General features: G+C 42.7%; 25 protein-coding genes. 16 read left to right on the top strand and 9 right to left on the bottom strand.

Annotated features, from left to right (window positions below; translation table 11 throughout):
• Positions 1-337 precede the first annotated feature (337 nt).
• Positions 338-850 carry a DinB family protein gene (locus AC58QM_RS06495; protein ID WP_497282345.1) on the top strand — a complete coding sequence of 171 codons (513 nt, stop codon included), beginning with the start codon at positions 338-340 and terminating at the stop codon, positions 848-850.
• 49 nt (positions 851-899) lie between these two features.
• On the opposite strand, the gene AC58QM_RS06490 is transcribed toward AC58QM_RS06495, so the two are convergent.
• Together AC58QM_RS06490 and AC58QM_RS06485 are read right to left on the bottom strand one after the other, a co-directional pair.
• Positions 900-1,127, bottom strand: coding sequence for a hypothetical protein (locus tag AC58QM_RS06490; RefSeq protein ID WP_028554145.1), 228 nt, complete (start codon positions 1,125-1,127; stop codon positions 900-902).
• 203 nt (positions 1,128-1,330) lie between these two features.
• Entirely contained in the window at positions 1,331-2,125 is a 795-nt protein-coding gene (locus AC58QM_RS06485) for an AraC family transcriptional regulator (RefSeq protein ID WP_497282343.1), read from the bottom strand.
• A 130-nt stretch (positions 2,126-2,255) separates the two neighbouring features.
• Between AC58QM_RS06485 and AC58QM_RS06480 the strand changes: the two genes are divergently transcribed.
• Entirely contained in the window at positions 2,256-3,026 is a 771-nt protein-coding gene (locus tag AC58QM_RS06480) for a sugar phosphate isomerase/epimerase family protein (protein WP_497282341.1), read from the top strand.
• 57 nt (positions 3,027-3,083) lie between these two features.
• Positions 3,084-4,103: a Gfo/Idh/MocA family protein gene (locus AC58QM_RS06475; protein WP_497282339.1), complete on the top strand. Its 1,020-nt coding sequence runs from the start codon at positions 3,084-3,086 to the stop codon at positions 4,101-4,103.
• A 126-nt stretch (positions 4,104-4,229) separates the two neighbouring features.
• Here AC58QM_RS06475 and AC58QM_RS06470 read toward each other — a convergent pair whose 3' ends face one another.
• Positions 4,230-6,344 (bottom strand): LTA synthase family protein, encoded by a 2,115-nt coding sequence (locus AC58QM_RS06470; RefSeq protein ID WP_497282337.1) that lies wholly within the window; start codon positions 6,342-6,344, stop codon positions 4,230-4,232.
• 211 nt (positions 6,345-6,555) lie between these two features.
• Here AC58QM_RS06470 and AC58QM_RS06465 point away from each other — a divergent pair, with 211 nt between their 5' ends.
• A complete protein-coding gene (locus AC58QM_RS06465; RefSeq protein ID WP_497282779.1) occupies positions 6,556-7,422 on the top strand; it encodes a YitT family protein in 867 nt (288 codons plus the stop codon).
• A 29-nt stretch (positions 7,423-7,451) separates the two neighbouring features.
• Here AC58QM_RS06465 and AC58QM_RS06460 read toward each other — a convergent pair whose 3' ends face one another.
• Together AC58QM_RS06460 and AC58QM_RS06455 are read right to left on the bottom strand one after the other, a co-directional pair.
• Entirely contained in the window at positions 7,452-8,141 is a 690-nt protein-coding gene (locus AC58QM_RS06460) for a response regulator transcription factor (protein ID WP_497282335.1), read from the bottom strand.
• Positions 8,142-8,166: 25 nt separating this feature from the next.
• Positions 8,167-9,516, bottom strand: coding sequence for a sensor histidine kinase (locus AC58QM_RS06455; RefSeq protein ID WP_497282333.1), 1,350 nt, complete (start codon positions 9,514-9,516; stop codon positions 8,167-8,169).
• A 146-nt stretch (positions 9,517-9,662) separates the two neighbouring features.
• Here AC58QM_RS06455 and AC58QM_RS06450 point away from each other — a divergent pair, with 146 nt between their 5' ends.
• A complete protein-coding gene (locus tag AC58QM_RS06450; protein ID WP_497282331.1) occupies positions 9,663-10,586 on the top strand; it encodes a CPBP family intramembrane glutamic endopeptidase in 924 nt (307 codons plus the stop codon).
• A gap of 13 nt (positions 10,587-10,599) precedes the next feature.
• Complete coding sequence (locus tag AC58QM_RS06445) at positions 10,600-11,577, top strand: aldose 1-epimerase (RefSeq protein WP_497282330.1); 978 nt, start codon at positions 10,600-10,602, stop codon at positions 11,575-11,577.
• Between the two features lies 1 nt (position 11,578).
• On the opposite strand, the gene AC58QM_RS06440 is transcribed toward AC58QM_RS06445, so the two are convergent.
• From AC58QM_RS06440 to AC58QM_RS06430, 3 genes are all read right to left on the bottom strand, one after another.
• Positions 11,579-11,956 carry a YmaF family protein gene (locus AC58QM_RS06440; RefSeq protein WP_497282777.1) on the bottom strand — a complete coding sequence of 126 codons (378 nt, stop codon included), beginning with the start codon at positions 11,954-11,956 and terminating at the stop codon, positions 11,579-11,581.
• A 60-nt stretch (positions 11,957-12,016) separates the two neighbouring features.
• Entirely contained in the window at positions 12,017-14,110 is a 2,094-nt protein-coding gene (locus tag AC58QM_RS06435; RefSeq protein ID WP_497282329.1) for an LTA synthase family protein, read from the bottom strand.
• 75 nt (positions 14,111-14,185) lie between these two features.
• On the bottom strand, positions 14,186-14,827 hold the full coding sequence (locus AC58QM_RS06430; protein ID WP_497282327.1) for a DsbA family oxidoreductase: 642 nt from the start codon (positions 14,825-14,827) through the stop codon (positions 14,186-14,188).
• Between the two features lie 488 nt (positions 14,828-15,315).
• Here AC58QM_RS06430 and AC58QM_RS06425 point away from each other — a divergent pair, with 488 nt between their 5' ends.
• The 8 genes from AC58QM_RS06425 to AC58QM_RS06390 all read left to right on the top strand — a co-directional run bounded on the left by AC58QM_RS06425 (position 15,316) and on the right by AC58QM_RS06390 (position 22,588).
• Positions 15,316-15,900, top strand: coding sequence for a transposase (locus AC58QM_RS06425; protein ID WP_497282325.1), 585 nt, complete (start codon positions 15,316-15,318; stop codon positions 15,898-15,900).
• 94 nt (positions 15,901-15,994) lie between these two features.
• Positions 15,995-16,219, top strand: a complete 225-nt coding sequence (gene yidD, locus AC58QM_RS06420) for a membrane protein insertion efficiency factor YidD (RefSeq protein ID WP_497282323.1) — start codon at positions 15,995-15,997, stop codon at positions 16,217-16,219.
• Positions 16,220-16,625: 406 nt separating this feature from the next.
• The gene (gene metG, locus AC58QM_RS06415; RefSeq protein WP_497282321.1) at positions 16,626-18,629 is read left to right on the top strand and encodes a methionine--tRNA ligase; all 2,004 of its coding nucleotides are present in this window, start codon (positions 16,626-16,628) and stop codon (positions 18,627-18,629) included.
• A gap of 120 nt (positions 18,630-18,749) precedes the next feature.
• Positions 18,750-19,169, top strand: a complete 420-nt coding sequence (locus AC58QM_RS06410; protein ID WP_497282319.1) for a hypothetical protein — start codon at positions 18,750-18,752, stop codon at positions 19,167-19,169.
• A gap of 171 nt (positions 19,170-19,340) precedes the next feature.
• Positions 19,341-20,255, top strand: coding sequence for a metal ABC transporter substrate-binding protein (locus AC58QM_RS06405; RefSeq protein ID WP_497282318.1), 915 nt, complete (start codon positions 19,341-19,343; stop codon positions 20,253-20,255).
• Between the two features lie 23 nt (positions 20,256-20,278).
• Complete coding sequence (locus tag AC58QM_RS06400; RefSeq protein WP_497282316.1) at positions 20,279-21,058, top strand: metal ABC transporter ATP-binding protein; 780 nt, start codon at positions 20,279-20,281, stop codon at positions 21,056-21,058.
• 12 nt (positions 21,059-21,070) lie between these two features.
• On the top strand, positions 21,071-21,871 hold the full coding sequence (locus AC58QM_RS06395; RefSeq protein ID WP_310223227.1) for a metal ABC transporter permease: 801 nt from the start codon (positions 21,071-21,073) through the stop codon (positions 21,869-21,871).
• 3 nt (positions 21,872-21,874) lie between these two features.
• Positions 21,875-22,588: a cytochrome c biogenesis CcdA family protein gene (locus tag AC58QM_RS06390; RefSeq protein WP_497282313.1), complete on the top strand. Its 714-nt coding sequence runs from the start codon at positions 21,875-21,877 to the stop codon at positions 22,586-22,588.
• Positions 22,589-22,600: 12 nt separating this feature from the next.
• Here the strand turns inward: AC58QM_RS06390 and splB are convergent, their stop codons facing one another.
• The gene (gene splB, locus AC58QM_RS06385; protein ID WP_497282312.1) at positions 22,601-23,662 is read right to left on the bottom strand and encodes a spore photoproduct lyase; all 1,062 of its coding nucleotides are present in this window, start codon (positions 23,660-23,662) and stop codon (positions 22,601-22,603) included.
• A 159-nt stretch (positions 23,663-23,821) separates the two neighbouring features.
• Between splB and mntR the strand changes: the two genes are divergently transcribed.
• Together mntR and AC58QM_RS06375 are read left to right on the top strand one after the other, a co-directional pair.
• Positions 23,822-24,247: a transcriptional regulator MntR gene (gene mntR, locus AC58QM_RS06380; RefSeq protein WP_056614749.1), complete on the top strand. Its 426-nt coding sequence runs from the start codon at positions 23,822-23,824 to the stop codon at positions 24,245-24,247.
• Positions 24,248-24,354: 107 nt separating this feature from the next.
• Positions 24,355-25,329, top strand: coding sequence for a patatin-like phospholipase family protein (locus AC58QM_RS06375; RefSeq protein WP_497282310.1), 975 nt, complete (start codon positions 24,355-24,357; stop codon positions 25,327-25,329).
• Positions 25,330-25,331 lie beyond the last annotated feature (2 nt).

The following is a 25,331-nucleotide window of genomic DNA, read 5'->3' as shown; positions in this document are numbered from 1 at the left end:
TTGAGAATTGAGAATTGAGTAATTAGTGGGAGCGTTGAGTGATAGGTGATAAGTGATGAGAAGTAAGAAGTAAGAAGTAAGAAGTAAGAAGTAAGATGTAAGAAGTAAGAAGTTAGTAGTTAGTAGTTAGTAGTTATATAAGCTAAGAAGCAGGTCTTAGCGTTAATGTTTATCCTTGCAGATACCACAGAAAAATCCTTTCAACGAGATAGGCGAGTGTAACAAGTGCTTGATTCTGCTCAATTCTCAGCAAATGAGATTCTTTTTTTTGGAATTTTGCGATATGATAGAGAAATTCATACCAATATTTGTTCAAGAGAAAGGAGACGATTCAAGCATGCTGCAGAGACCGAGTCATGACGAATATTCATCCTATTATACGGGGTATATTGGATTGGTACCCGATGGTGATTATGTATCCATTTTGAACAGTCAAGAAAAAGCTCTTGTAACGCTATTTTCACAATTAACAGAGGAACAAGCCTTATCTCGGTATGCCCCTGGCAAATGGAGTTTGAAGGAGGTTCTGGCTCATATCTCGGATACGGAACGCATCATGAGTTACAGGTTATTACGCATTGCCCGCGGGGATACAACGGATTTACCAGGATTTGATCAGGATATTTTCATTGCGAATACAACTTTTGATGAAGTGGATTTAGTGGATCTTGTAAAGGAGTTCCAAGCGGTACGACAGGCTACGTTAGCCCTTTTGCCTACGATCACTGAATCAGCTTGGACTCGTCGTGGAACAGCGAATACGTTCGCTATTTCTGCCCGTGCAATCGCATATGTCATTGCAGGACATGCGCAGCATCATCTTCATGTTGTAGAGAAAAATTACTTGTAAAACAGAAAAAAGCCTGAAATCCACAACTTAGGGATTTCAGGCTTTTCGATTAGTACAGGGATAGTGCCAGCGAGTCACGTTCATTCAAGGAATGAAGGATCGCTTCGCACCCAACAATCTCGATACTGATGATTGAATCCAGACATTTCTTGAGTGTTGCTCTACCTTTGGTTACTTTGGCCTCAAGTGCTGACTTCAGTAAATTGAACTTCTTTTTATTTTTCTCATCGGAGTATACGGGCACAGGTTTGTTATGAATCGTTATAAACATTTTCATGAGTTCCACCATCCTAAGAATTGGATATAGTACTAGCATATCGGATTATTATTAATAGAACCTTAAAATAGTTTTACAATTTTAAGACAAATAAGAGATTGCTATGTATTTCGTATATAGATAATACGATTTAGCGGCTGAAATTGTTTCATACATTGGTCAGGAATATTGAATATTGTGTGAATTTAATCAAATAATCTGTATTAGGTATGTTGCATATTTTGTCGATAGGCTTTGGGGGATGTCCCGAAGCGTTGCTTAAAAGCACGATGAAAGTATGGATAGGAGCCAAAGCCGCAGCTTAGAGCAATTTGTTCTAAGGACATGGAACTATCATGCATGCGCTCCACGGCACTAGATAAGCGTACTTCTGTTGCGTACTGGATCATCGTTTTACCAAAATATTCTTTGAACAAATGAACAGCTCGGGAGATACTAAGTCCAACATGGTCTGCAACATCTTCGATTTTGAATACAGCGGTGGCATGTGCCTCAATAAATCGTTTCATGCGAGTGCCTGTAAAAGGACGTCCTTGCACAGTCTCTGTTGCAGCGCGTTCGAGATATAGGCATAAGGCTTGAAGTAAATAGCCGCTTAACTCGGGATTTTCGTCTTCCATTCTGCGCTTTTCTAGGGTTAATTGCCGCCAAAGGGAGATTAATCTGGGATCGATGTCAATGCGCATGCAGGTTGGTTTGTTATTGCGTTTCCACCAATCGTCAATCCATTTCCCTTTACAAAACAAGTAGTAGTCACCGCTGGCAATTTTATCTTCATTCGGGGTTAGTTGATTACCGATACGCAGCTCGTAGGGATCACCTGGTTTAAATAGCAGTAAGTGGCCAGCTTCTATCGTGATCATTCTGCCGTCGACAAGTGCTTCGCTGGTACCTTCTGTTTGTAATCGAAAAAGATAAGACGGAAGTCCAGATTTGGTACTCACATAAAACGGGTCCATGTGAAAAGAATACCCACAAACTAATAGTTCAGCATTCATGTAGTTTCGCCTTTCGTAGCCAAATAAGAGATGTTTTAATTATATCGTGAATGGTCATAATAGGCTAATCTCGCTATACTTAGGGCAAGGTTATTATTATCGATTTCACTATGAGAAAAGAGGAGAACAAATGGGACGTTTAGGAATTGGTCTTCAATTGTACACATTGAGAGATGATATGGCACGTGATATGGAAGGTACACTACGCCATGTTGCGAAGTTAGGATATGAAGGCGTTGAGTTTGCTGGCTATTATGATATGCCTGCTGATCAGCTTAAGGGTCTTCTTGATGAGCTTGGACTGAAAGCTTTCGGAAGCCATGTTAGCTTGCAAAGATTCCGTGATAATTTCCAAGGTGAGATCGATTATTTGAAAACAATCGGTGCGACATACGCAATCTGCCCTTATGTTGGTGCGGAAGAGCGTGAATCCGTGGAACAATGGAAAGCATTGATTGCTGAATGCCAGGCACTTGCTGTTGAGACGCAAAAACAAGGCTTGCAGTTCCTTTATCACAACCACGATTTCGAATTCCATTACAAAGTGGATAATGAGTTTGTTTTTGATGCGATGTATGCAAATAATGATGCTATTAAAGTTGAAATGGACGTATGTTGGGTTCAATTCGCAGGACAAGATCCACTTGCCTACATTGCCAAATATGCAGGACGTCTGCCTTTGGTGCATTTCAAAGATTTTACGAAAGATGCTGATGGTAAACTCGTTACTTTGGAATTGGGCTTAGGCGATGTTCCGTTAGATAAAGTTATCGTCGCAGCTGAACAAGCTGGTGTCGAGTGGCTAGTCGTTGAACAAGACAATTGCCAAAAAGCACCTTTAACTAGTATTGAAAACAGCTTTAACTGGGTTAAAGAGCATTACTTAAACGTTCATAACTAATTTATTAACCAAATTATTAACTAATTTATTCTTATAATTCGAAGGAGTTTTCATCTAATGGGTAAAATTAAAGTAGCCGTCATTGGCTGTGGTTCCATTTCCAAACACAGACACATCCCGGAATACGCATCAAATCCTAATGTTGAGCTAGTTGCTTTCGTAGATCCGATTATCGAGAGAGCGGAACACTACGCACAACTGCATGGCGGCAAAGCATATAGCAACTATGTTGAAATGTTAAAAGCAGAGAAAGTTGACGCAGTTAGCGTATGTACACCAAACTACCTTCACGCTGAAATGACCATTGCCGCGGCTAACGCAGGCGCACATGTGCTTGTCGAGAAGCCAATGGCAACAACGGCTGAAGAAGCTGAAGCGATGATTGCAGCTGCGAAGAAAAATGGCGTTTTCTTGATGGTTGGTCACAACCAACGTTTAATGCCTCCGCACGTAAAAGCGAAAGAAATTTTGGAATCAGGTAAACTTGGGAAAGTTCTTACATTCCGTACATCTTTCGGTCATCCAGGTCCTGAAGGCTGGAGCATTGACGGTCGTGAAAGCTGGTTCTTCCGCAAGGAAGAAGCAATTATGGGCGCAATGGGTGATTTAGGCGTACACAAGTCCGATCTTATCCGTTGGTTGCTTGATGATGAAGTTGCTCAAGTTGCAGCTTTCGTTGGTACGCTTCACAAAGAGGGTACAGACGTTGATGATAATGCTACTTGTTTGCTTCGTATGAAAAGCGGAGCTACGGGTTCCCTAGTAGCAAGCTGGACTTACTACAAAGGTCAAGACAACTCCACAGTTCTATGGTGTGAGAATGGTGTTATCAAAATTGATACAGACCCTAACGATCAAGTGATCGTTGAGCTTCGTAATGGTACGGTTGAACGTTACAAAGTAGGTCAAGTAGCAACGAATGAGAAACAAACATCTAGCGGAGTTGTTTCTGAGTTCATTACTAGCATTCAAGATAACAAACCACCACGTATTTCCGGTGAAGAGGGCTACCAAGCGTTGAAAGTAATTCTTGCCGCGTTTGAATCCGAAGCTACTGGTAAAATCATTAATCTATAATTGATAGGATAGATAAAGAAGCTCATCCCGAAAAGGATGGGCTTTTTTACGTGCTGCCAGACTGTCCGTAGGCAGAAAACAACCCCTTATCCTCGAGTTGAGAATAAGGGGCTGTTTACAAGTGAATTAACGTCCACCGATATCAATCGAAACGGAGTTTGACTTGCCTACAATGGTTTCTTTGGAATCTTTCACATGTACTTGAATGTCCCAAAGGCCTGTTTTGAGTAGAGTTCCTTCAACCACTGCTGTAGCAGTGTGCTCATCTTTCCAAGTCGTAGGTAATGCTTTCCCATTTAAGGTCACATATCCGAGTGGGGGAAGGTTATTTCCCGAAACCGTAAGTGTAATAGATGAACGACCAGAAATATCTTGTGAGTCAGCTTCTACTTTTTCTAAGCTAATTGGTCCGAATCCGAGCATGTACTTAGGATCAATAATCGGTGTTAAATAATTTTTGTAAGCATGACGATCCCCGAAAAGAATATCATATTGCAAGGTTTCGTAGTCTTTCAAATCATCTTCCTTAATGTTCATTTCAGCAAAATGATCTTTAGGAGGAATGACCGGATACTTTTTAGCTAATTCCGTTAAGAAGTTCGTGTAATAATTGCCTTGCTGCTTAGATAGGCCGATCAAATAAGGCCCTAAGAAGGAAGGACTAATATTTAGGTTATCTTTGCTTCCATGGTCAAAGTTATTCCATACGACAAGCGGGACACTATACATCTTTTTCAAGAAATCAGGGTCATCTTTGCCGCTGATATATTTGGTATCAATATACGTAGCATAATCATCTCCAAGCGCTGGAAGATGGTCTCCCCAGAAAGCAATAATCGTTGGCTCGCCTTTTTTCTCGTAATATTCTACTAATTCCTTCAACATATTATCAGATCCATTAATACCTTGGGCAAGCGTTTCAAGCATGCCGACTGAAGAAGCGGAGAAGTTGCCCGTTACGTTAAATTCATTTTTCGGGAATTTGCCAGGGTAGAAATGAAAATGATTTTCCATGGTATTCGCAAACACAAAATCAGATCCTGCGCTTTGCTCAGTTGCATGAATAATGTTAGCGGCTACCTCGCTATCCGCGATATATGGACCGGAATAGGTTGGTTTAAAATACTCAATCGGGATATATTTGGAGAAGCCGAAATCTTGATAAATTTTATTACTATTGAAGTACCAGTTATAAAATGGACTAATCGCTGTTGAAGTATAGCCCTGACGTGCGTAAATACTGGCTAATGAATCCACTTCATTAGAAATATATTGATTATAAGCAATGGATCCTTGCGGTAAGAAACGCATAGAGTTACCTGTGAGTACTTCGAACTCCACATTGGCTGTACCACCGCCATATTGTGGTGAAAGCATAGTTCCACTCGTTCCGGTTCTCTGAAGTTTATGGAAGAATGGAATTGGATCTCTATCGAATTTGACACCAGGAATAATGGTCGGATCCCAGAAAGCTTCACTCAAAATGACAATGACATTCGGTTTAATCGGCGGTGTATGGTCACCAGCTTTAATTGGCGGCGTGGGAGATGCATTCACGATGGCATCAACCGCTTTATCGTCATAGCCTTCTCGGCTATCTGAGAACATAGCTTTGGTGTTCAAAACAGTTGCCAATGCATAACCGTTTGTTTTGGTGTTTTGCACTTGATTCCAGACAGCAGCTTCAATGCCGAACCACTTCTGAACTGGGAGCGGCAGATCTGTGTAGACTGCCAAAAACATAAGTAAACCTATGCCAGCAAGAATTCCTCGTTCTTTTAAGGCGACTTTTTTAATAAACATGGTTGTACGGTAGAGAATGAAGTAACTACCTACAAGAAACAGGAGAATGACAGATAATACATTAAATGTCAAAATGTTGGATAAGTATTTCACCATATCGGAAGCTTCGCCTGCTACAACTAAGTCCCAAGGCGTTAAAGGTACGCCCAATATTTTGAGCTTAACCCCGCTAATGAGCGCAAGGATGATAAGAAACCCCGAAATCACCCAGTAGGCTATTTTCGTTCGCCCAATAATTGCAATGAATAACAAGAGAAGACTTACCACAATCCATTCATTGAAAAGAAGCTCGAGAACGTGTTTATAACTCCATGTCATCATTTCAATATAATTTCCGCGGCTCAAAATTTCCATAATCAGTACAGGGATTACTGCAAGCAGTAAGAGTGGCAGTCTCGGCCGAATAACCAATAGTAAACGTTCAATGTTTTGTTTCATAGATTCTCCTGTACAAATATAAGTTAAAAGTCCTTGAACATCTGATATTATATCATGCATTTCGACATTATTCGATGGTATCTCTATGAAAATTAGATAGATTGCAGGAAAAAGGTGGTTATATCAAGAATACTTATAAGGAATAAACAAGGCAGGAGGGGACTCGATTATGGCAACAAAAGAACAAATGCAACTAAAGAGAGAAGCCGTTATGCAGCTTCAACATCGTAAAATGACAAAAAGTGCGTTTTTTCGCCGTGGGTTGTTCTTATTCATTGGTGCGGTTTTAATGTCTGTTGGATTAGAAATCTTCTTAGTACCTAATCGGATTATTGATGGGGGCATTACAGGGATTTCGATCATCTTATCTTATTTGACGCAAGTGCCGATCGGTTTGTTCTTGTTATTATTAAATATTCCTTTCTTATTCGTTGGTTATAAATTGATTGGTAAAACGTTTGCTTTATCTACACTCTTCGCTATTCTAGTCATGTCAATAGGCACTGCCTTGCTGCATCCCGTAAAGGAGCTTACCAACGATCCGTTGTTAGCCGCGGTGTTCGGTGGCATTATCCTAGGTATTGGTGTGGGAATGGTTATCCGTTTTGGGGGATCGTTAGATGGCACTGAAATCGTAGCGATCCTAGTCTCGAAAAAGATTCCATTCTCGGTTGGCGAGATTGTTATGTTTTTTAACTTATTCATTCTTGGTAGTGCAGGGTTTGTCTACACGTGGGATCGTGCCATGTACTCATTGATTGCTTATTTCATTGCTTACAAAATGATTGATGTTACGATCGAAGGCTTCGACGAGTCGAAGTCCGTATGGATTATTAGCGACAGCTTTAGAGAAATTGGTGAAGCCATTTTGGATCGTTTGGGCCGTGGTGTTACCTACTTAGAAGGAGAAGGAGGTTTCTCCGGCGACAATAAGAAGGTAATCTTCTGTGTGATTACGCGATTAGAAGAAGCCAAGCTGAAATCCATTGTGGATGGACTGGATCCCAAAGCCTTTCTCGCGGTTGGCAATATCCATGATGTTAAAGGCGGAAGATTTAAGAAGCGAGATATCCACTAGAGAGAAGTGGGATTTCCATTCTTCACTTTCTATTCTTTATCTTTATTAGATGGACCACGCTCAAAAAAACCTAGATTTCTTAATTGCTGAGCGGCATCCTTGCTGCTCGGACTCCCCAGCTTTTTCAAAATATGCCCCACATGGATTTTTACCGTTCGTAATGAAATAAAAAACCGATTGGCAATCTCCGTTTGGGTATGTCCTTGGTCAATCATATCAAGCACTTGAAGCTCGGTTGGGGTAATCAGATCACGGACTTCTTTGATCTTGAATTGCTGCTCCAGCCGCTTCAGTCTGCGGAACTCCTCACGCATCTGTTCTGCTACTGCTGCATTTATTGTGGATTGGCGTGCATGTGCTGCCCGAATGATAGCTGGGAGCTCCTCGAATCGTGACTTGATTTGATAGTCGATGGCCCCGGCTTGGAAGGATCGGAAGATGAAATCTTTCTCCTCCATCGAGGTCAACATAATAACCTTTGCTCCCCAAGACAAAAAGGCTTGCTCCGCCAATCCGATACCTGCAGGTTCATTTTGAAGCATAATATCCATGAGTACGACATCTGCAGAAGGTGCGGATTGATGAAATAAGGATTGTGCTTCCGCAGCAGTAGATCGGCTCTCTACAACGGTTAAATCCCCTTGTCGATTCAAATAATCAGTAAGCCCGCGCAGCCAATCCAGATCATCCTCAACAATCAGTATACGAATCGCTTCCATTTGAAATCTTCCCCTCACTAATACTTTATCTCTGTCCAGGAAACGTTAGGTAGACACTTGTGCCTTTACCAGGTTCGCTGCTAATTTCCAAGCTTCCTCCGTGTTTTTTCATAACACTGTAGCAGTAAGCAAGCCCCAGACCAAAGTTGTTCCGTTTGCCGCTTTTGGTGGTGAAGAATGGTTCCACAGCTTGTTTGAGCACAGTTTTTTCCATACCGAACCCCGTGTCTTTGATTTCGAGAACGATATTTTTTTTATTCATAAAAGCTTTAATCGATAGTTGTCCGCCAGTCTCCATCGCTTCAATCGCATTCATCAGGATGTTCGTTAAGGTTTCTGCAACTTGTATCTGATCAAGGCGAAGTTCAAGATTATCAGGCAGATCTAGCTGAACTTGAATCTTTCCTAAGTAGCCTTCAAGAGGCTCCATGACCTCAATAATCAGTTGGCGTACATCCACTTGTGAAACGTGCAGAGGAAGCTCTTGCGTCTGTTCATGCACCCGACTAATCATATCTTGAATGTGTCTAGATGCGTTCATTACAACGTGTATATCTTGAATAAGTTCGGTTTGCCCAGTTTCAACGGCGTGATGTTTCATTTTTTCTAAAAATAGCCGCATTTTCCCTACATCATTTTTGATCGCATGATTAAGAATAGCTGTACCTGACGTGATGGCGCGGAGGGTGGAATCTAGCTTACGACGTTCAATAAGCAGTCGAATTCCGAGGAATCCGTATTTGAAAAAGGTGAATACAAAGAATGGCACAACAAACGCTAAAATCCACACGTGATAAATCCACAAACGATAGAAACCAAAGCTAGGCATGACATAGTTGAGAACGCCGACACAAAGTATTGGCGGAAGCAAGGCAAGGCAGGTGAACAAATGTGTCCTTTTCATCGCTGGCAGATGCTCTTTTTTGAGGACAATCAGCAAAGAACCAATTAGGATATAGGGGAATGCCCAAATTGCCACGACGCGGAAATCGATTGGCATTTCTTCGGTGTAACCAGGTAGTAAAATCAAACAAGCTATTGGTGGTATAAGCAATCCCAGCGGCAACCAAGTGCGCAAGAGAGGCTTTTGCCAAGTGGAGTGATACGCTAAAGCAAGCATCGCAAAAGAATAAGGCAAGCCATAATAGGAAAGCAACGAGCAGTAACTCATAACTCGATAAAAGAACGCGCTAAGTGATGGATTGGGTGCTGTATGTTGGAAATAAGGAATGATATCTGCAGAAATGACGGCAGCTAATGCACCCGATCCGCCAGTAAATGCAACTGCGCTCATCCATCGCATGGTGCGCGAAGTGGGATCCACGATCAGCAAGCCTGATGCAATGAACCAAAGAGCAAATAAGACAAAAAGCATGTGTTCCTCCGTCTTAGCTTCATTTTGATAGTCCTATTGTGGCATGGCGTAATCGTTTGCACAAGAGTTTCCTTTGAAGTAAATGGGAGGATTTGGAGGTGATTTCACGAATAGAAAATCAATGAGAGGAGTGAAGACCTATCGAAATGAAGAAGCGAAAGTCGTTTCCCATCCTTCACATTGTGGGGAAAGTTCTATTAACCCTGATTTTCATCATTGTCATAACTGTCATACTATCTATAGCTGCTGCTGTTATTGCTGTCCGCTTAAATCCGGATCTCATTATCAGTATGGAGGCTGTCACTAGCGATCCCTTTTTTATTAAGGGCTCATTATGGGCTCAGATTGGAGGTTTTGTAAGCGGGGTTTATTTTTCATTCTATCTCTTTGAGAAGAAAAAAGGATGGTCATTAGGCCTGCATACCGAGCAATTTGGCCGCCGTTTAAGTGAAGGCTTCGTTTGGGGAGTTGCTCTGATTACCATTAGCAGCATGGGGATATGGTTGTTCGGTGGCATTCGAGTCGTGAGCATGGATTGGAGCTTGACGAAGGCGTACGCGATTGGCGGAAGCTTTTTACTTTTTATTGGCGTGGCGCTTAATGAGGAGCTTTTTGCACGTGGTTATTTACAAGGGATTGTGAAACATCGCTTTGGTCCAAAAGTTGCAGTTGGGGCATCAACGATTGTATTTGCATTGCTGCATAGTTTTAATCCAGGGATGTGGAGTACCCCATTTCCATTTATCAATATCTTGTTAGCTGGTCTTTTGATGGGCTTATGCCGTGAGTTTACGGGTAGTTTATGGATGCCAATAGGACTGCATTTAGCATGGAATTTCATGCAAGGCTGCGTTTTTGGATTTGACGTTTCAGGCATTCCCATGACGTCGTTCATAACGACAGAAACCGAAGGTGCTCTGGTTGTATCTGGTGGAGCTTTTGGGGCAGAGGGAAGTCTAATAACGAGCGTTATTCTTGTACTTGGCATCATAATGATTTATAACTATTATCAAACCCATATTCGGTTTAATGAAAGAGTTCAAATCAGTAAACATCACAATATGCCATAAGGGGGATTTACCATTGAGTCAGTATGAACTTTTACATAGTGAGTGGGAAGGGGAGTCGACGCTCAAGCTCGTCGACCATCAAGCGGAGGCCGTGGCCGAGATTATTCCGGCCGTCGGCTTGCACCTGTTCCGCTTCGACGTGCGGAACGAGAGCTACATCGCGAAGCCCGACGACTTGTCGGAGCTTCGCGTCAATTCTTCGCGCTACGGCGTGCCCATTCTGTTCCCGCCGGGGCGCGTCAACAACGCGGCATTCACCTTCGGTGGCCGCGAATACCGGCTCCCGATGAACAGGGAGCCTCATCACGCCCACGGCCAGCTGCGCGAGCGGCCGTGGAAGGTCGTCGCCAGCGGCGCGGACGCGGCTGGCGGGGCTTATGCCTCCGCGGAGTTTGATATCGCGGAGACACCGGACATGCTGGCGTATTTCCCACACGCCGCATGCTTCCGCTTTACGTACCGTCTGAAGGACGGTACGCTGTCGCTCAGCGGTGAAATCGCCAACCGTGGCGGCGAGTCGATGCCGCTGTCTCTTGGCTTTCACCCGTACTTCGCGTTCGCGGAGGGCGAAGCAGACCGCGTGCGGGTAACCATTCCCGCGGCAGCAGAATGGCCGCTTACCTCGGGTGGGTTCGCGGCAGGTGTACCCGTGCCCACAGCGCTCACAGCGGCCTTGCAGAAGGGCGAGACGGTATCAGCGCTGCCTGATTATCCGGGAGGCTCGCAGATGCTTAGCATCGCGCCTGGACCTCAAGTGTGCGAGATCACTTACGAGGCACGAGGGACGAAGCTTATTTTCGAGATGGGAGATAAATTCCCGATTCACGTCCTATTCACTGCGCCGTGGACCAACGCAGTTTCACTGGAACCATATACAAGCATCATGAACGTGTTCAATGAAACATTCCCAGCTGAACTATCAGGTGCTCAAGAACTTCAGCCTGGAGCAACTTTCACTTTTAATTGGGCCATTCAAGTTCAGAAGAAATAAGTCACCAAGGCTCATAACCAAATCCCGGGGACGAATAGCCTTGATAAGCATGCTGATGCAATTGCTTAATAAGCCCTTCCATTTGAGCAGATTTCACTAGAGCACCTCTTCTGCTCGTGTTATAAAGATTTTGGTCCAACACACCTTGTAGTAAATGAATATGATTTCCGTTTGCTAATGCAATAGGTGGCCCTGTAAAGCCGTAGAATGCATGGTAATGCCCGTACTTGATGCCAGAAATACCTTGGTATTGATGAACGTGCTGATCGAAAGACGTACCGTTCACGTTGAAGGTGTACAGCCGCAAAAGATGGTGGTGACCCAAGTCTTCTGAAGTCATCGTCGTGAAGAAATGAACATGAGCAGGTGGAATGATCATCACTGCACAAAAGCCCCCTAAGCGTAGGATATCCTTCATCCTATTCATAGGGGGCTTTTGTCATGACGATGGGAGTGGATATAGATTGGATTGACCAATCTTCATCTTTTTATCATCGTATACACGTACTTCAACTTGATGTGGTTTACCTGATTCTAGAGCAGGATTCGTTGTTAGATCAACATAAAGCGTATCTTTGCCATCAAAATTTGAGTTCATTTCTGTCCCGTCAATATACACATTACAAGACGAAAAGAAGGGAGAACCTGTCACCAGAATTTTATTCTCAGCCTTCGAGACCTTTGAAATCACAGGATCACCATACCCAAGCGCATAAGCAGGCTGAACGATCGTGTCCTTGTAGCCTTTAGCTTCATAGCCATAACGACCTCCAAAGAGGTTATCATACTGCAGCTTCTGGTAACCTTCGAGATCACTTTCTTGAATATGAGATGTCGACCACATGTCTTGCGGTGGAATAACAGGGATCTTCTGGGATAGCTCATACAAATAATCTGTATAATAGCTGCCCTTTACACCTGCTAAATGCAGCAGCATCGGTCCCAAAAAAGAGGGGCTTGATTTCAAATTCAACTTCTCTTGATCAGATGGTACAAAATTATTCCAAATCACAAACGGCGTGTAATGCGTCTTCGTATACAGATCAGGATCATTAGGTAGCACGTATTTGGCATCGCGGTAAACTTTATAATCTTCCTCGAAAAATGGAAAGTGGTCTCCGAAAAATAAAATGATCGTTGGCTCTGACTTTTTCGAATAATAATCAACCAGAGATTGCAGAGCTTGATCAGTTGCAGTGATGCCTTGTGCATAAGTTTCTAGAATACTCTTCGATTCTGCCGAAATATCTCCCGTAACCTGAATCGTATTCTTGCTGAACTTTCCAGGGGGATAAGGGTGGTGATTCTCCATTGTGTTTGCAAAAATGAAATCTGGCCCAGTACTTTTTTCAGTTTCCTCAATAATTTTGTTCACAACGGCATGATCCGCATAATTCGGTCCTGAGAAATCATTAGGGAAATACTCACTCGAAATAAATCTCGAAAACCCGAAATGCTTATATACCTTTCTACTATCGAAAAAATAGCTAAAGAATGGGTTTATCGCTGTTGCTGTATAGCCTTGCCTTGTAGTAATGCTCGCCAAGGAATCTACACCGTGATTCATATATTCGATATAGGGAATGATCTTATCCGGTGATTTTCCGAAAAATCGCATTGAATTCCCCGAGAGCACCTCAAATTCGACATTAGCAGTACTCCCACCAAATTGTGGAGATAACATTTGCCCGCCAGTAAATTTTTTCTGAAGCTCATGCAAATGTGGAATCGGATCGCGGCTGAAGGATACGTTTTTCATCGTCGTTGGGTCGAAAAAAGATTCTCCCAACAAGACAATAATATTCGGTTTTTTATCACTCGCAGCTGGTTTGTCTGGGATCTGATCTAAAAGGGCAGTGACCGCTTTTTTACTGTAGCCTTCAGGCTTCTTCACATTTAGAAAGTTAAGCATCTGGACCGATGAGTACAGATAGCCATTCTCGTCATACGTAATCGTTTGATCCCAAGGTACCGTGTACACCCCATAAAGTTTTGCAAACGAAATGGGTTTATCCATATACAAACTGGTCGCCATTACAAGCGCGATTACACCGTATACACAGCGTTCAATCCAATTAAATCGAATCGTATGCTTACGTAAAACGAGATGAAACAAAATTCCGACTACCATAATAAATAGCAACGTATAGCCAATAATCCGGTTATTTAAATAACCACTCAAAAACTTCTTATACTCCATAAGCTGATTATTAAAATAAAGATCCCATGGATAATAAGGCGAACCAATTGCCTTTAACTTACTGCCGCTTATCGCACCGAGAGGCAATAAAACAGCACTCAAGAGCCAGAACGAGAGCCGAGTGCGCCCCGTCACCGCAATAAGTAACAAAAACAAAGCCCCAACAACAAAATAAGCAAGCACCATAGCAAAAGGATAAGTAGCAATCCAATGATGCAGCTCTTTGTAGGAGCCCCTTTCCAAAAATTCAACCATAATCATCAAAATGAAAGGAAGAATTACAATCATTATGCGAGTAGGCACCTGCTTAAGCACCTTAAGTAAAGTAGACATCCGTAAAACTCCTTTGATTAGCTTATAAAAACCCGACTCTCCTAATGGAGATGCCGGGCGATATGCAATCTTCGATCATGCTTCGTTCTTGCTTTCAGCACTAATTTGTTCCAAAGCTTGAAGAAACGTTGCTGCTGGTTGGGCACCGGTTAACGCATATTTACGGTTAATAACGAAGAAGGGAACACCTGTTACTCCAGCCTGACTGGCAAAATCAATGTCATCTTCAACCTCTTCCAAACCTTCCTTGGCGTTTAAACGGGCGCGTGTTTGCTCGGGATTCATCCCCAACCGACCAGCTGCTTCAATAAGAAATGACACATCACCAATATCGTTCCCATCTTCAAAATAAGCTTTGAACAAATCGTCAACAAGCTGTTTTTTAACTTCGTTTGGTGCAATTGCGATAAGCTGATGCGCTTTTAAAGTGTTCGGCATTTTTGCGACCTTCGAAAAATCAAAATGTAAACCCGATGCTTGTCCAGCTTGCGTTACTTGTTGAAGCATCGCTTGCAGTTTATCTTCATCCGCACGAAACTTAGTACGCATGAGCGTCTCAAAATCCACACCTTCTGCCGGTGTTGAAGGATCAAGTTGATAAGCACGATAATGAATTTCAACAGGTTCAGCAGTGAAGTTTTGTAGAGCATCCATCAAATTCTTCTTCCCAATGCGACACCAAGGACACACTAAGTCTTGAAATATCTCAATTCTCATCTCGAATAAACTCCTTCAATTCAAAATAAAAGTAAATAATGTCCAAATTGCTCAATTCATCTCCATTCAACATTATAACCTAAACCTGATTAATGTCACTACGAGCGGTCCTCACTTCGAATCCCACCAACCCTTGGCAGGCTTCGTTAGCTCAACGACTTGATCTATTCAAATCCTCAATATTTACCATAATATCCCACTGTGGATAATGTTCTTCTTGGAAACCTTCATTCTGTGACATCTGCAAGTCAACGAGGTTAGAAATTGTTATATATATTTTTTGATGTGTGTTGAGAAATTTTGACAATTTAGTTCTAGATAACTAGAGAACCGACTTGTATATGTCACAGATTTTGATTCAGAAAGTAATAGCGGCTCTGAAAGAATATGGATATAAATTCTAAAAATAACAACAATTAGTTTACATTAGAACCTATGTTTGGTAAAATATAAATACAGAACATAAGTTCTAATTGAGGGGTGAAGAAATGAAATTTGAATCCATCGCAAATGAGGCATCAGCTTGTCATACGGAAGTACAATGTGAAGAGCTGCTCATGAAAATACGATGGTCAGATGGATTTCACTGCCCGCGGTGCGATCACCATGAAGCTTTTCAAATCCAAACACGCAGATTATTAGAGTGCAAAGAATGCAGAATGCAAATTTCGATTACAGCAGGCACGATTATGCATAAATCTAAATTACCCTTGTTAACGTGGTTCAGAGCAATTCAGATGCTGTTTGAACTTGGAGCGGAAGTAACGGCGTATGGTCTATCAGCAACTTTACAAATTAACTATAGAAGTGCGAAGCTGTTGCTCCAGAAGATTTCTTATGCGCTCCAAGTTGAGGAAAATCGATTACTGGCTTTTCGTAAGCTAAAAGCTGCCCGATCTGAAGCGGTGAAGCCTGAGATTTCTGTTCCGAACGTTAAAGTTAATATACGGGATCAGTTTGAGTTCACAACTTATATAGCTTCTAGAATATCTGAACTAAATAGGAAGTTAGTATTGAAGACCTTGGTGTCGATTCATTTGTATACTACGTTTTTGAAGTGTTTTCAGTTATGAAGGAATAAGTGAGAGCTGCATTTGACGTGTTTCCTGTTTTCAGGCAAGATAGTAGAGAGAGTAACTATTTTACTTAAGAATTAGGAGATTACAGATGAAGCGGGTACTTCTTGCACCCATCCATTTTTATCGTAAGTTTATTTCCCCACTGAAGCCTCCTACATGTCGATTTTATCCAACGTGTTCACAATATGCGCTTGAGGCAATTGAAGTACACGGCCCAATAAAAGGTTCTTGGTTATCCGCAAAACGAATTTGCAAATGCCATCCTTTTCATCCAGGTGGTGTGGACCATGTGCCTGTGAAGAAGATAAATTAATTTAGAGAAATCTGTCCGCTTGACATGCGACTCTTTTTTTCGATATATTGTGCTTAAAGATGCTAAATATTTTTGATTTCGATGAACGGATAAGTACAATCAGATGCCTATGAACAGAGAGCCGGGTGAGGTGAAAGCCGGTATAGGAACATGTTTGGAATATGGTCCCGGAGAATAGACCTTCGAGCTACTTGGCACAGGTGTGTGTTGTACATGTCACACCAATGATGCGGAGAGTAAGCTGGTCTCGTGTCCCAGCGTTAATGGGCAAGTCGTAATAGACTTACTGAGCCCCGAGCTTGTGAAAGGCGGGGGAACCTGGGTGGTACCGCGTGAGTTCAACTCTCGTCCCAAGATGGATGAGGGTTTTTTGTGTTTTCTATTAATAGTTATGGAGGAATGAATCATGTCTGAACAATCCAAAACGTTTTACATTACCACGCCGATTTATTACCCGAGTGATAAGCTGCACATCGGGCATGCGTATTCGACGGTTGCTGGTGATGCAATGGCTCGATACAAACGCTTGCAAGGTTATGATGTTAGGTATTTGACTGGTACGGATGAGCATGGACAAAAAATTGAACGTAAAGCACAAGAAAAAGGTACAACGCCACAAGCTTTTGTTGATAATATCGTGTCCGGCATTAAAGAGCTATGGGCGAAACTTGATATTTCCTATGATGATTTTATTCGTACAACGGAAGATCGTCATAAAGATGCAGTTGCTAAGATCTTTCAAAGGTTACTGGATCAAGGGGATATTTACTTAGGGGAGTATGAAGGTTGGTATTGTATCCCGGATGAGTCTTTTTTCCTTGAGAGTAAGTTAGTCGATGGAAAATGTCCGGATTGTGGGCGTCCTGTAGAGAAGATGAAGGAGCAAACGTATTTCTTCCGGATGAGCAAGTATGCAGATAGACTCGTTCAGTATTACGAAGAAAACCCTGATTTCATTCAACCGGAATCACGGAAGAATGAAATGCTCAATAACTTTATTAAGCCAGGTTTAGAGGATTTGGCTGTTTCACGAACGACGTTTGATTGGGGGATTAAGGTTCCTGGTGATCCGAAGCATGTCATTTACGTTTGGATCGATGCACTTTCCAATTATATTACTGCACTTGGCTATGGTTCAGATGATGAGTCGATCTTTAAAACATACTGGCCGGCAGATGTTCACTTGATGAGTAAAGAAATTGTTCGTTTCCATACAATTTATTGGCCAATTATGTTGATGGCGTTAGATTTGCCATTACCTAAAAAGGTGTTTGCGCATGGGTGGCTGCTCATGAAGGATGGCAAAATGTCCAAATCCAAAGGTAATGTTGTAGATCCTGTAACACTTATTGACCGTTATGGTTTGGATGCGCTTCGCTATTACCTGATGAGAGAAGTTCCATTTGGAGCTGACGGTACGTTTACGCCAGAGAGTTTCGTGGAACGTGTGAATCATGATCTGGCTAATGATTTAGGGAATTTGTTGAATCGTACGATTGTGATGATCGATAAGTATTTTGCAGGTAACATCCCAGCGTATGTCCCTGGAGCTACTGAGTTTGATGAAAGTCTTCTGGAGACGGTTCGTACGACAGTAGCGAAGTACAAAGAATCGATGGAGAAAATGGAGTTCTCCATCGCGCTTTCCGCGGTGTGGCAATTGATCAGCCGCACGAATAAATATATCGACGAAACGCAGCCGTGGTCGATGGTGAAAGATGAAGCCAAGCGCGAGACGCTAGGCTCCGTCATGTATGTGCTGGCTGAATCTCAGCGCATCTCGTCCGTTCTTCTTCGTCCATTCTTGACGAAGACGCCTGAACTGATCTGGGCGCAGCTTGGCCTAGCTAGCGAGGATTTACCGCGCTTGACTGCGTGGGAGAGCGTTCAGTCCTTTGGGCATCTCCCTACAGGCACCAAGGTGCAAAAGGGAGAGCCCATGTTCCCAAGACTCGACGTAGCGGCAGAAGTCGCCTACATCGTCGAGGCAATGGGCGGCGGTGCTGCTGAAAGCACCGAGGAGCCTAAAGCGCCAGCAGCTGCCGCGGCTGCTGCTAGTGCAACTGTGCCCGCGCCGGAGCCCAAAGAAGAAATCGGCATCGACGATTTCGCCAAGGTGGAGCTGCGCGTTGCACAAGTGATTTCGGCGGAGCCTGTGAAAGGCGCCGACAAGCTTCTCAAGCTGCAGCTCGATCTCGGCTACGAGCAGCGCCAAGTCGTTTCCGGCATCGCGAAGTTCTACTCGCCGGAAGATCTTGCTGGACGCAAAGTTATTTGCGTCACGAACTTGAAGCCCGCCAAGCTGCGCGGCGAGCTGTCGCAAGGGATGATTCTCGCCGCTTCACATGGCGATCAGCTTACGCTTGCGACCGTTCCGGATTCCATGCCGAACGGTGCAATCGTCAAATAATAGCCTCAACACATAAGAATGACCCTTTCCCTTCATTTTAGGGAAGGGGTCTTTTGTAGTTGAGGGTATTTTTATAAACTAAGGGCAAACTAAAGGAAACTAACCCACGGAGTGAATGAGATGCTTATACGACGTATAGGAAAAGGGATAACTTTAGCAATATTGATCATCACTTTGACTGCTTGTTCGTTATTCGGTGGAGGCGAGAAGAAAAAGGAAGAAGAGAAGAAAGAAGCTGAAGCTAAAAGTAAAGAAAGTGTGATTGACCAAGAACTGCAAAAACAGTATCAAATGTTCAATGAAGTGGTTGAATACCAAAAAGCGCAAGATGCGAAACTTATAAAGGAATCGGAAGAGCGTTATAAAAAGTTAAAAGAAGAATCAGACAAACCAACAAAGGGTAGCAGTGAGGAAAAACAGAAGGCTAAGGAAGCTAAAACTGGGCAAGAGGGTTCGGAAGATTCAGACGCAAAAGATGATTCTCAAGGTTCCGATGGCGCTAGTGATACAGGGGATTCTGCAGGCTCAGAAGAGGAATAAAACTCGCTATGACACTTATAAAATCAGAAAGAAATTAGAAATGGCCATGCTGTGAACAATGCAGCAGGCTTTTTTGACTTTCCTTTCTAGATATATTGACTTAGAGAAACTCACCTCGTATAATCAAAACGTTAATAAAAAAAATTACGATTTAGAGCGGGTGTTATAATCATGAAAAAACATGCAAAGCATTTTGTCTACATAGTTTTATTGTTGATCGTTGCTTGTTGCATCGCGGGCTGTGGCAGCTCGAAAGCGGGATTAGTAGAAGGTAAAGTGAACGTGGTAACTAGTTTTTATCCCTTATATGATTTCACGAAGCAAATTGGCGGCGATTATGTCAATGTTATTAATCTTGTCCCTGCTGGGGTTGAACCGCATGATTGGTCTCCTAAAAGCAGAGATATCAAAAATATGTCGGGCGCTCAAATCTTTGTCTACCAAGGTGCAGGTTTTGAAGGTTGGGTGAAAGATTTTCTTGGAAGCCTTTCAAGTCAAGCGACAGTTCGTGTCGTGGAAGCGAGTCAAGGTGCTAATTTGATCACTACGGATGATAATAAAAAAGAATTTGATCCACATGCCTGGTTAAGCCCGTTAAATGCACAGAAAATGGCTAATAATATTAAAACAGCTTTAATTGAAGCGGACCCTGCGCACAAAGAAGCGTATGAGAAAAACTATCAGGCTTATAGCGCTAAACTATCAGAATTAGATGGAAGATTCAAAAAGGAACTTTCTCAAACGGCTAAAAAAGAAATTGCTGTATCTCACCATGCTTTTGCATATCTATGTAGAGACTACGGCTTGACTCAAATGTCTATCATGGGTTTATCGCCAGAGGCTGAGCCAACGGCACAGGATCTAAAGCAAATCAATGCCTTTATTAGAGATCATAATCTCAAGTATATTTTCTTCGAAGAGCTCGTATCGGATAAGTTGGCAAAGACGTTAGCAAAAGACGCAAAGGTCGGTACGTTAGTACTTAATCCGCTTGAGGGTCTTACGAAAGAACAGCAGGAAGCGGGAGAAGATTATATCTCGATTATGGACAAAAATTTGAAAAATCTAGTCCTCGCTTTACAATAACAAAGGTAGTCAGGAGTAATCAGATGGAGATTAAGAAAAACATGTTATGCCATCAGAAAATAGTCTCAATTGACCAAATTTCATTTTCATACGAAAATAAGACCGTAATTAATAACCTTCAGTTTGATGTGTTTGAACGTGATTTTGTAGGTGTAATTGGTTCTAACGGCGCTGGTAAAACGACGCTTCTGAAAATGCTAGTTGGCTTGTTGAAACCAACAAGTGGTGAAATTCGATTGTTCGATCGCCCCTTGAATCAATTCAAGGATTGGGAGCGGATCGGTTACGTTCCACAAAAGAATGCCTTTAATCCATTATTCCCTGCGACTGTGAGGGAAGTTGTGCTTTCAGGCATGTATACTAAGAAGAACGTGTATCGCCGATTATCCAAAGCTGATCAGCAAAAAGCAGAAGATGCCATGTTGGCCATGCGCATCGAGGATTTAGCAGACCGCCGAATAGGTCAACTTTCCGGAGGTCAGCAGCAGCGAGCATTTTTAGCCCGGGCTATTGTGAATAATCCTGAACTGCTCATTCTTGATGAGCCTACGGTAGGTATAGATGCCGAAACGCAGATCGGTTTCTTTAGAATGATTAAGCATATGCATCAACATCATCATATGACCTTCATAATGGTATCTCATGATATGGACATGATTCAGTCTTATCTGGGAACAGAGCCCCAACAACTAAGCGGAGGCATCAAGTTTTATGTGAAACATACCCATGATCCCGAGGATTGCCGTGAGACGAATTTAACGCATTCACTCGGCCAGATTCGAGAGATGATCGGAGTTCAGTAAGGAGCGGACAATTTGGACATATTTACAGAGTATTTCTTTCAACGCGCATTAATTGGTGGGATATTGATCGGGCTAACAGCGCCATTAATGGGCGTTTTTCTTGTTCTAAGACGGTTATCTATGATTGGGGACACGCTAGCACATGTTTCAATCGCTGGTGTAGCACTAGGCTTTTTAATCAATGTGTACCCTTTAGGGGTAGGGCTTGTCTTTGCTCTACTTGCCTCATTTGCTATTGAGCGGCTGCGTAAAGCCTATAAAACCTATGCAGAGCTTTCCATAGCCATTATTATGTCTGGCGGCGTTGCGCTTGCTACGCTTCTTTTTACCTTAGGCAAAGGCTTTAATATGAATGTAATGAGCTACTTGTTCGGCAGTATCTACACGCTTGATTCCACGGATTTATGGGTGGTGTTAGTGGTATGTGTGCTGGTTATCGGTGTCATTGCTTTTCATTTCAAAGAGTTTTTCTTGATGTTTTTTGACGAGGATGCTGCCAGTGTAAGTGGACTTCCTTTGAAGTTTTATAATATGATGATTACGATGCTGACGGCGCTTGTTATTTCTGTTGCGATCAAAATTGTAGGAGCATTATTAGTATCTTCTTTGTTAACGATACCGGTTGCATGCAGCTTATTACTTGCTCGTAGTTTCAAACATTCCGTTTTCTTAGCGATTTTGTTCTCTGAAATTGCCGTAATCGTTGGTCTAGTTGTAGCTGGGGTATGGGATCTAGCACCAGGAGGGACGGTTGTACTGAGCCTCATCGCTATTTTAATAGGGATTATCTTAAAAAGAGGATTGAGGATATAAAGCATGGATTCCGTAAATGTATGGATCGCCCTTTGGGCGGGAATAGCTTCTTTCATTTCACCTTGTTGCTTGCCGTTATACCCATCGTTCTTATCCTACATAACAGGTATTTCTGTCAGTGAACTGAAGTCAGGGAGAACAACTGCACAAGTTAGACGTCAAACGATGCTTCACACGTTAAGCTTTATTGTGGGGTTCTCTATCATTTTTTACGCACTAGGGTTAACTGCAGGCTTTGTTGGAAGCTTCTTTATTGATTATCGCGACTTGCTTCGCCAAATTGCTGCCCTATTAATATTTGTAATGGGACTTTTTTTACTCGGAATTTTTCAACCGCAATGGTTAATGAAAGAACGCAAGTTGTCGATTAAATTTCGTCCAGCCGGTTATGTGGGCTCAGTCTTTGTAGGAATGGGCTTTGCTGCCGGCTGGTCACCTTGCGTTGGTCCAATTCTTTCAGCTATTCTTGCTTTAGCGGCAACAGAACCAGGAACGTGGCTTCAATTAACGACAGCCTATTCACTCGGATTTGCAATTCCTTTCTTCGTTCTTTCCTTTTTCATCGGTTCAACCAAATGGATTCTTCGTTACTCTAACTTGCTGATGAAAATCGGTGGCGGGTTGATGATCGTCATCGCCATTCTTCTTTATAGCGGTAAAATGACACAAATTACACTTTGGTTGAATTCCATAACACCGGATTTCTTGAAATTTTAAGAAGTCAAGAAGTCAGGTGAAATATTCAATTTTCGCTTGAGGGAATTTTTCGAATATTTGTTCCGTGATAAATTCTCTCAACGCGATAGCTTGTTCATCTTTGTATACATATTTACCTTTTCCATATTTACCCCATTTGTATTTTCGTTTCTCTTCATCCATTTCTAGCTTCGTCTTCGGGTAACGCTTCTCGATAATATTCTTCGCTGTTTTCGTAAATCGATGCTGAATCATTTCGAAAGTAAGATCCACCGTAGCTTCTGCTGGAAGTGTATTATGCAGTTTTTCAAGCAACGTAGCGTATCCGTTTTCCCAGCCTTCATGCCAAATGATTGGAGCAATGATGAAACCAAGCGGATATCCAGCCTTGGCTACTTTGCCTGCCGCTTCAATTCTCTCATGAAATCGAGAAGTGCCGGGCTCGAAGTTTTTAATGACATAGTCGGCATTTACACTAAAGCGAAAACGGGTATGCTTGTTATGCTTGGCATCCAATAAAGGCTCAACATGATGATACTTTGTGACAAACCGCAGACGACCGTGCTCTTGTTCACCCATAAACTCGATCAACTGTTTAAGCGATCCGGAGATATGTTCAAGTCCTACAGGGTCCGAGGTGCACGCGGCTTCGAAACGTGTGATTTCCGGCGCCCGTTCCTCAATATAGCGCTTAGCTGCTCCGAGGATATCGTCGATATTCACGTAGACACGGATATAGGGTTTTGCCCCCATCGTGGTTTGCAAATAGCAATAATGACAATGTCCCATACAGCCTGTAGCAATGGGTATCGCATATTCAGCGGAAGGTTTTGATGTCTCGAATTTTAATGTTTTTCGGATACCGACGACTAAAGTTCGCTTAGCAATCCGGTATTTATCTAATTCAGTTTCGCCGGGCAAATCACGGATTTGATTATGGGAAGTCGTCATATGAATCTCAAGGCCTTCTTGCTTAGCCCATTCATAAATCTGCTTACCTTTGGGATAATTCATGGCATCTGGTTCAAAATAAACAAGCTCCGGTACGAAAATAGTCGTACTCGGTTGAGGTCTGGTAAGCAATTCTGTAGACATAAGACCCTCCTTCATATGGCTGGATAACAAACTATTATTTTAGTGTGCCAAAGAGAAGTGCAAAGGAAACATGGGAGATTTGACCGCATCTGGGTAGATGGATTATGATAGGAAAGCAGTATGGCTTGAGAAATACGCACAGCAGGGGGAAATATAGCAATGGCTACGCCAAGTATGGAAGATTATTTGGAGAGAATATACAAGCTTATCGATGAGAAAGGTTACGCTCGTGTTTCCGACATTGCTGAAGGGCTTGAAGTGCACCCCTCCTCCGTGACTAAAATGATTCAAAAATTAGATAAAGATAATTACTTAATCTATGAAAAGTATCGCGGCCTCATCCTTACGCCAAAAGGGAAGAAGATGGGCAAGCGTTTGATGGATCGACATGAGCTGTTGGAAAATTTTCTTACAACAATTGGTGTCCATGAGGACAATATATATAAGGATGTCGAAGGTATTGAGCACCACTTGAGCTGGGATTCAATTACTTGCATTGAAACCTTATTGGAATACTTCCGTAGAGATCCAAGTCGCGCGGATGAACTTATGAATGTTCGAAAAGAATTAGAGGCTGAGAATTAGGCAGGGTCCGTTTACGGGCTCTGTCTTTTTTTGCGCATAGAAACAAACTGCTCCTGCATACATACCTAAGAAGCCCTATGAATGAGAGTTAGGGGAGGATGCAGCGGATGAAGATTAACGGTGTGTTTGAAGGTGGTGGTGTCAAAGGGATTGCTTTGGCCGGAGGTGTTAGTGCAGCCAACGAGCAAGGATATACCTTTCATGAAGTAGCCGGTACAAGCTCTGGTTCGATTGTGGCCGCATTTTTGGCGGCAGGATACACGGGCGAAGAGATGAGGGAGTTGATCCTACGAGCACCTTTTAAATCGTTTATGCAGCGCTCACCTATATTCAATACGAAGATAATCGGCCCTGCGGCACGTTTGTTGATCAAAAAAGGTCTCTATTCTGGTGAAGCCCTGGAACACTGGGTAAATCAACAACTAGCGGCGAAAGGTATTCGCACTTTTGGAGATCTGGCACCTAATCAGCTCCGGATTATTGCTTCTGATATTACACAAGGCAAGCTATTAGTGCTGCCTAATGATATTGCCCAATACGGCATCGAGCCTGGCAAACTATCGGTTGCCAAAGCAGTTAGAATGAGCACGAGCATTCCATATTTCTTCGATCCTGTTCGAATTCGCCGGAATATAAAAAGCTCCGAGAAGGCTAAGCCTTTCTCAGAGCAGTTTAATTATATCGTGGATGGCGGCTTGCTAAGCAACTTTCCGTTGTGGGTGTTCGATAAGCAAATGTCTACCACAAAGCTGGTACCCGTCATTGGCTTCCAACTTGTTGGGAAGAGCGATACACCTACGCATACGATCCGAGGACCGATTACAATGTTAGAGGCACTATTCAGTACCATGCTGAGCGCGCATGATGAACGCTACATTGAGCAGAAGAATCGCTTCCGTACTGTCAAAATTCCAACGTTAGGTGTTGGTAACACGCAGTTTAACATTTCAAAAGAGTTAAGCATGTCGCTGTATGAATCGGGTTACCTAGCAGCTAACGCCTACTTCAAAGGCTGGTCAGCCAGCAACTATGAAGAAAATTATGCAAAGTTTGTCATGCGTCCGCCACTGAAAAAAACTTGATT

The sequence above is a fragment of the Paenibacillus sp. J22P165 genome, from assembly GCF_059692015.1.
The sequence above is the reverse complement of the archived record's forward strand: the minus strand, read 5'-3'. Positions and strand labels throughout refer to the sequence as shown.

Excerpts from the sequence above, each read along its gene's own strand:
- AC58QM_RS06495 (WP_497282345.1), top strand. The coding sequence starts at position 338 with ATGCTGCAGAGACCGAGTCATGACGAATATTCATCCTATTATACGGGG.
- AC58QM_RS06490 (WP_028554145.1), bottom strand. The coding sequence starts at position 1,127 with ATGAAAATGTTTATAACGATTCATAACAAACCTGTGCCCGTATACTCC.
- AC58QM_RS06485 (WP_497282343.1), bottom strand. The coding sequence starts at position 2,125 with ATGAATGCTGAACTATTAGTTTGTGGGTATTCTTTTCACATGGACCCG.
- AC58QM_RS06480 (WP_497282341.1), top strand. The coding sequence starts at position 2,256 with ATGGGACGTTTAGGAATTGGTCTTCAATTGTACACATTGAGAGATGAT.
- AC58QM_RS06475 (WP_497282339.1), top strand. The coding sequence starts at position 3,084 with ATGGGTAAAATTAAAGTAGCCGTCATTGGCTGTGGTTCCATTTCCAAA.
- AC58QM_RS06470 (WP_497282337.1), bottom strand. The coding sequence starts at position 6,344 with ATGAAACAAAACATTGAACGTTTACTATTGGTTATTCGGCCGAGACTG.
- AC58QM_RS06465 (WP_497282779.1), top strand. The coding sequence starts at position 6,556 with ATGCAGCTTCAACATCGTAAAATGACAAAAAGTGCGTTTTTTCGCCGT.
- AC58QM_RS06460 (WP_497282335.1), bottom strand. The coding sequence starts at position 8,141 with ATGGAAGCGATTCGTATACTGATTGTTGAGGATGATCTGGATTGGCTG.
- AC58QM_RS06455 (WP_497282333.1), bottom strand. The coding sequence starts at position 9,516 with ATGCTTTTTGTCTTATTTGCTCTTTGGTTCATTGCATCAGGCTTGCTG.
- AC58QM_RS06450 (WP_497282331.1), top strand. The coding sequence starts at position 9,663 with ATGAAGAAGCGAAAGTCGTTTCCCATCCTTCACATTGTGGGGAAAGTT.
- AC58QM_RS06440 (WP_497282777.1), bottom strand. The coding sequence starts at position 11,956 with ATGATCATTCCACCTGCTCATGTTCATTTCTTCACGACGATGACTTCA.
- AC58QM_RS06435 (WP_497282329.1), bottom strand. The coding sequence starts at position 14,110 with ATGTCTACTTTACTTAAGGTGCTTAAGCAGGTGCCTACTCGCATAATG.
- AC58QM_RS06430 (WP_497282327.1), bottom strand. The coding sequence starts at position 14,827 with ATGAGAATTGAGATATTTCAAGACTTAGTGTGTCCTTGGTGTCGCATT.
- AC58QM_RS06425 (WP_497282325.1), top strand. The coding sequence starts at position 15,316 with ATGAAATTTGAATCCATCGCAAATGAGGCATCAGCTTGTCATACGGAA.
- yidD (WP_497282323.1), top strand. The coding sequence starts at position 15,995 with ATGAAGCGGGTACTTCTTGCACCCATCCATTTTTATCGTAAGTTTATT.
- metG (WP_497282321.1), top strand. The coding sequence starts at position 16,626 with ATGTCTGAACAATCCAAAACGTTTTACATTACCACGCCGATTTATTAC.
- AC58QM_RS06410 (WP_497282319.1), top strand. The coding sequence starts at position 18,750 with ATGCTTATACGACGTATAGGAAAAGGGATAACTTTAGCAATATTGATC.
- AC58QM_RS06405 (WP_497282318.1), top strand. The coding sequence starts at position 19,341 with ATGAAAAAACATGCAAAGCATTTTGTCTACATAGTTTTATTGTTGATC.
- AC58QM_RS06400 (WP_497282316.1), top strand. The coding sequence starts at position 20,279 with ATGGAGATTAAGAAAAACATGTTATGCCATCAGAAAATAGTCTCAATT.
- AC58QM_RS06390 (WP_497282313.1), top strand. The coding sequence starts at position 21,875 with ATGGATTCCGTAAATGTATGGATCGCCCTTTGGGCGGGAATAGCTTCT.
- splB (WP_497282312.1), bottom strand. The coding sequence starts at position 23,662 with ATGTCTACAGAATTGCTTACCAGACCTCAACCGAGTACGACTATTTTC.
- mntR (WP_056614749.1), top strand. The coding sequence starts at position 23,822 with ATGGCTACGCCAAGTATGGAAGATTATTTGGAGAGAATATACAAGCTT.
- AC58QM_RS06375 (WP_497282310.1), top strand. The coding sequence starts at position 24,355 with ATGAAGATTAACGGTGTGTTTGAAGGTGGTGGTGTCAAAGGGATTGCT.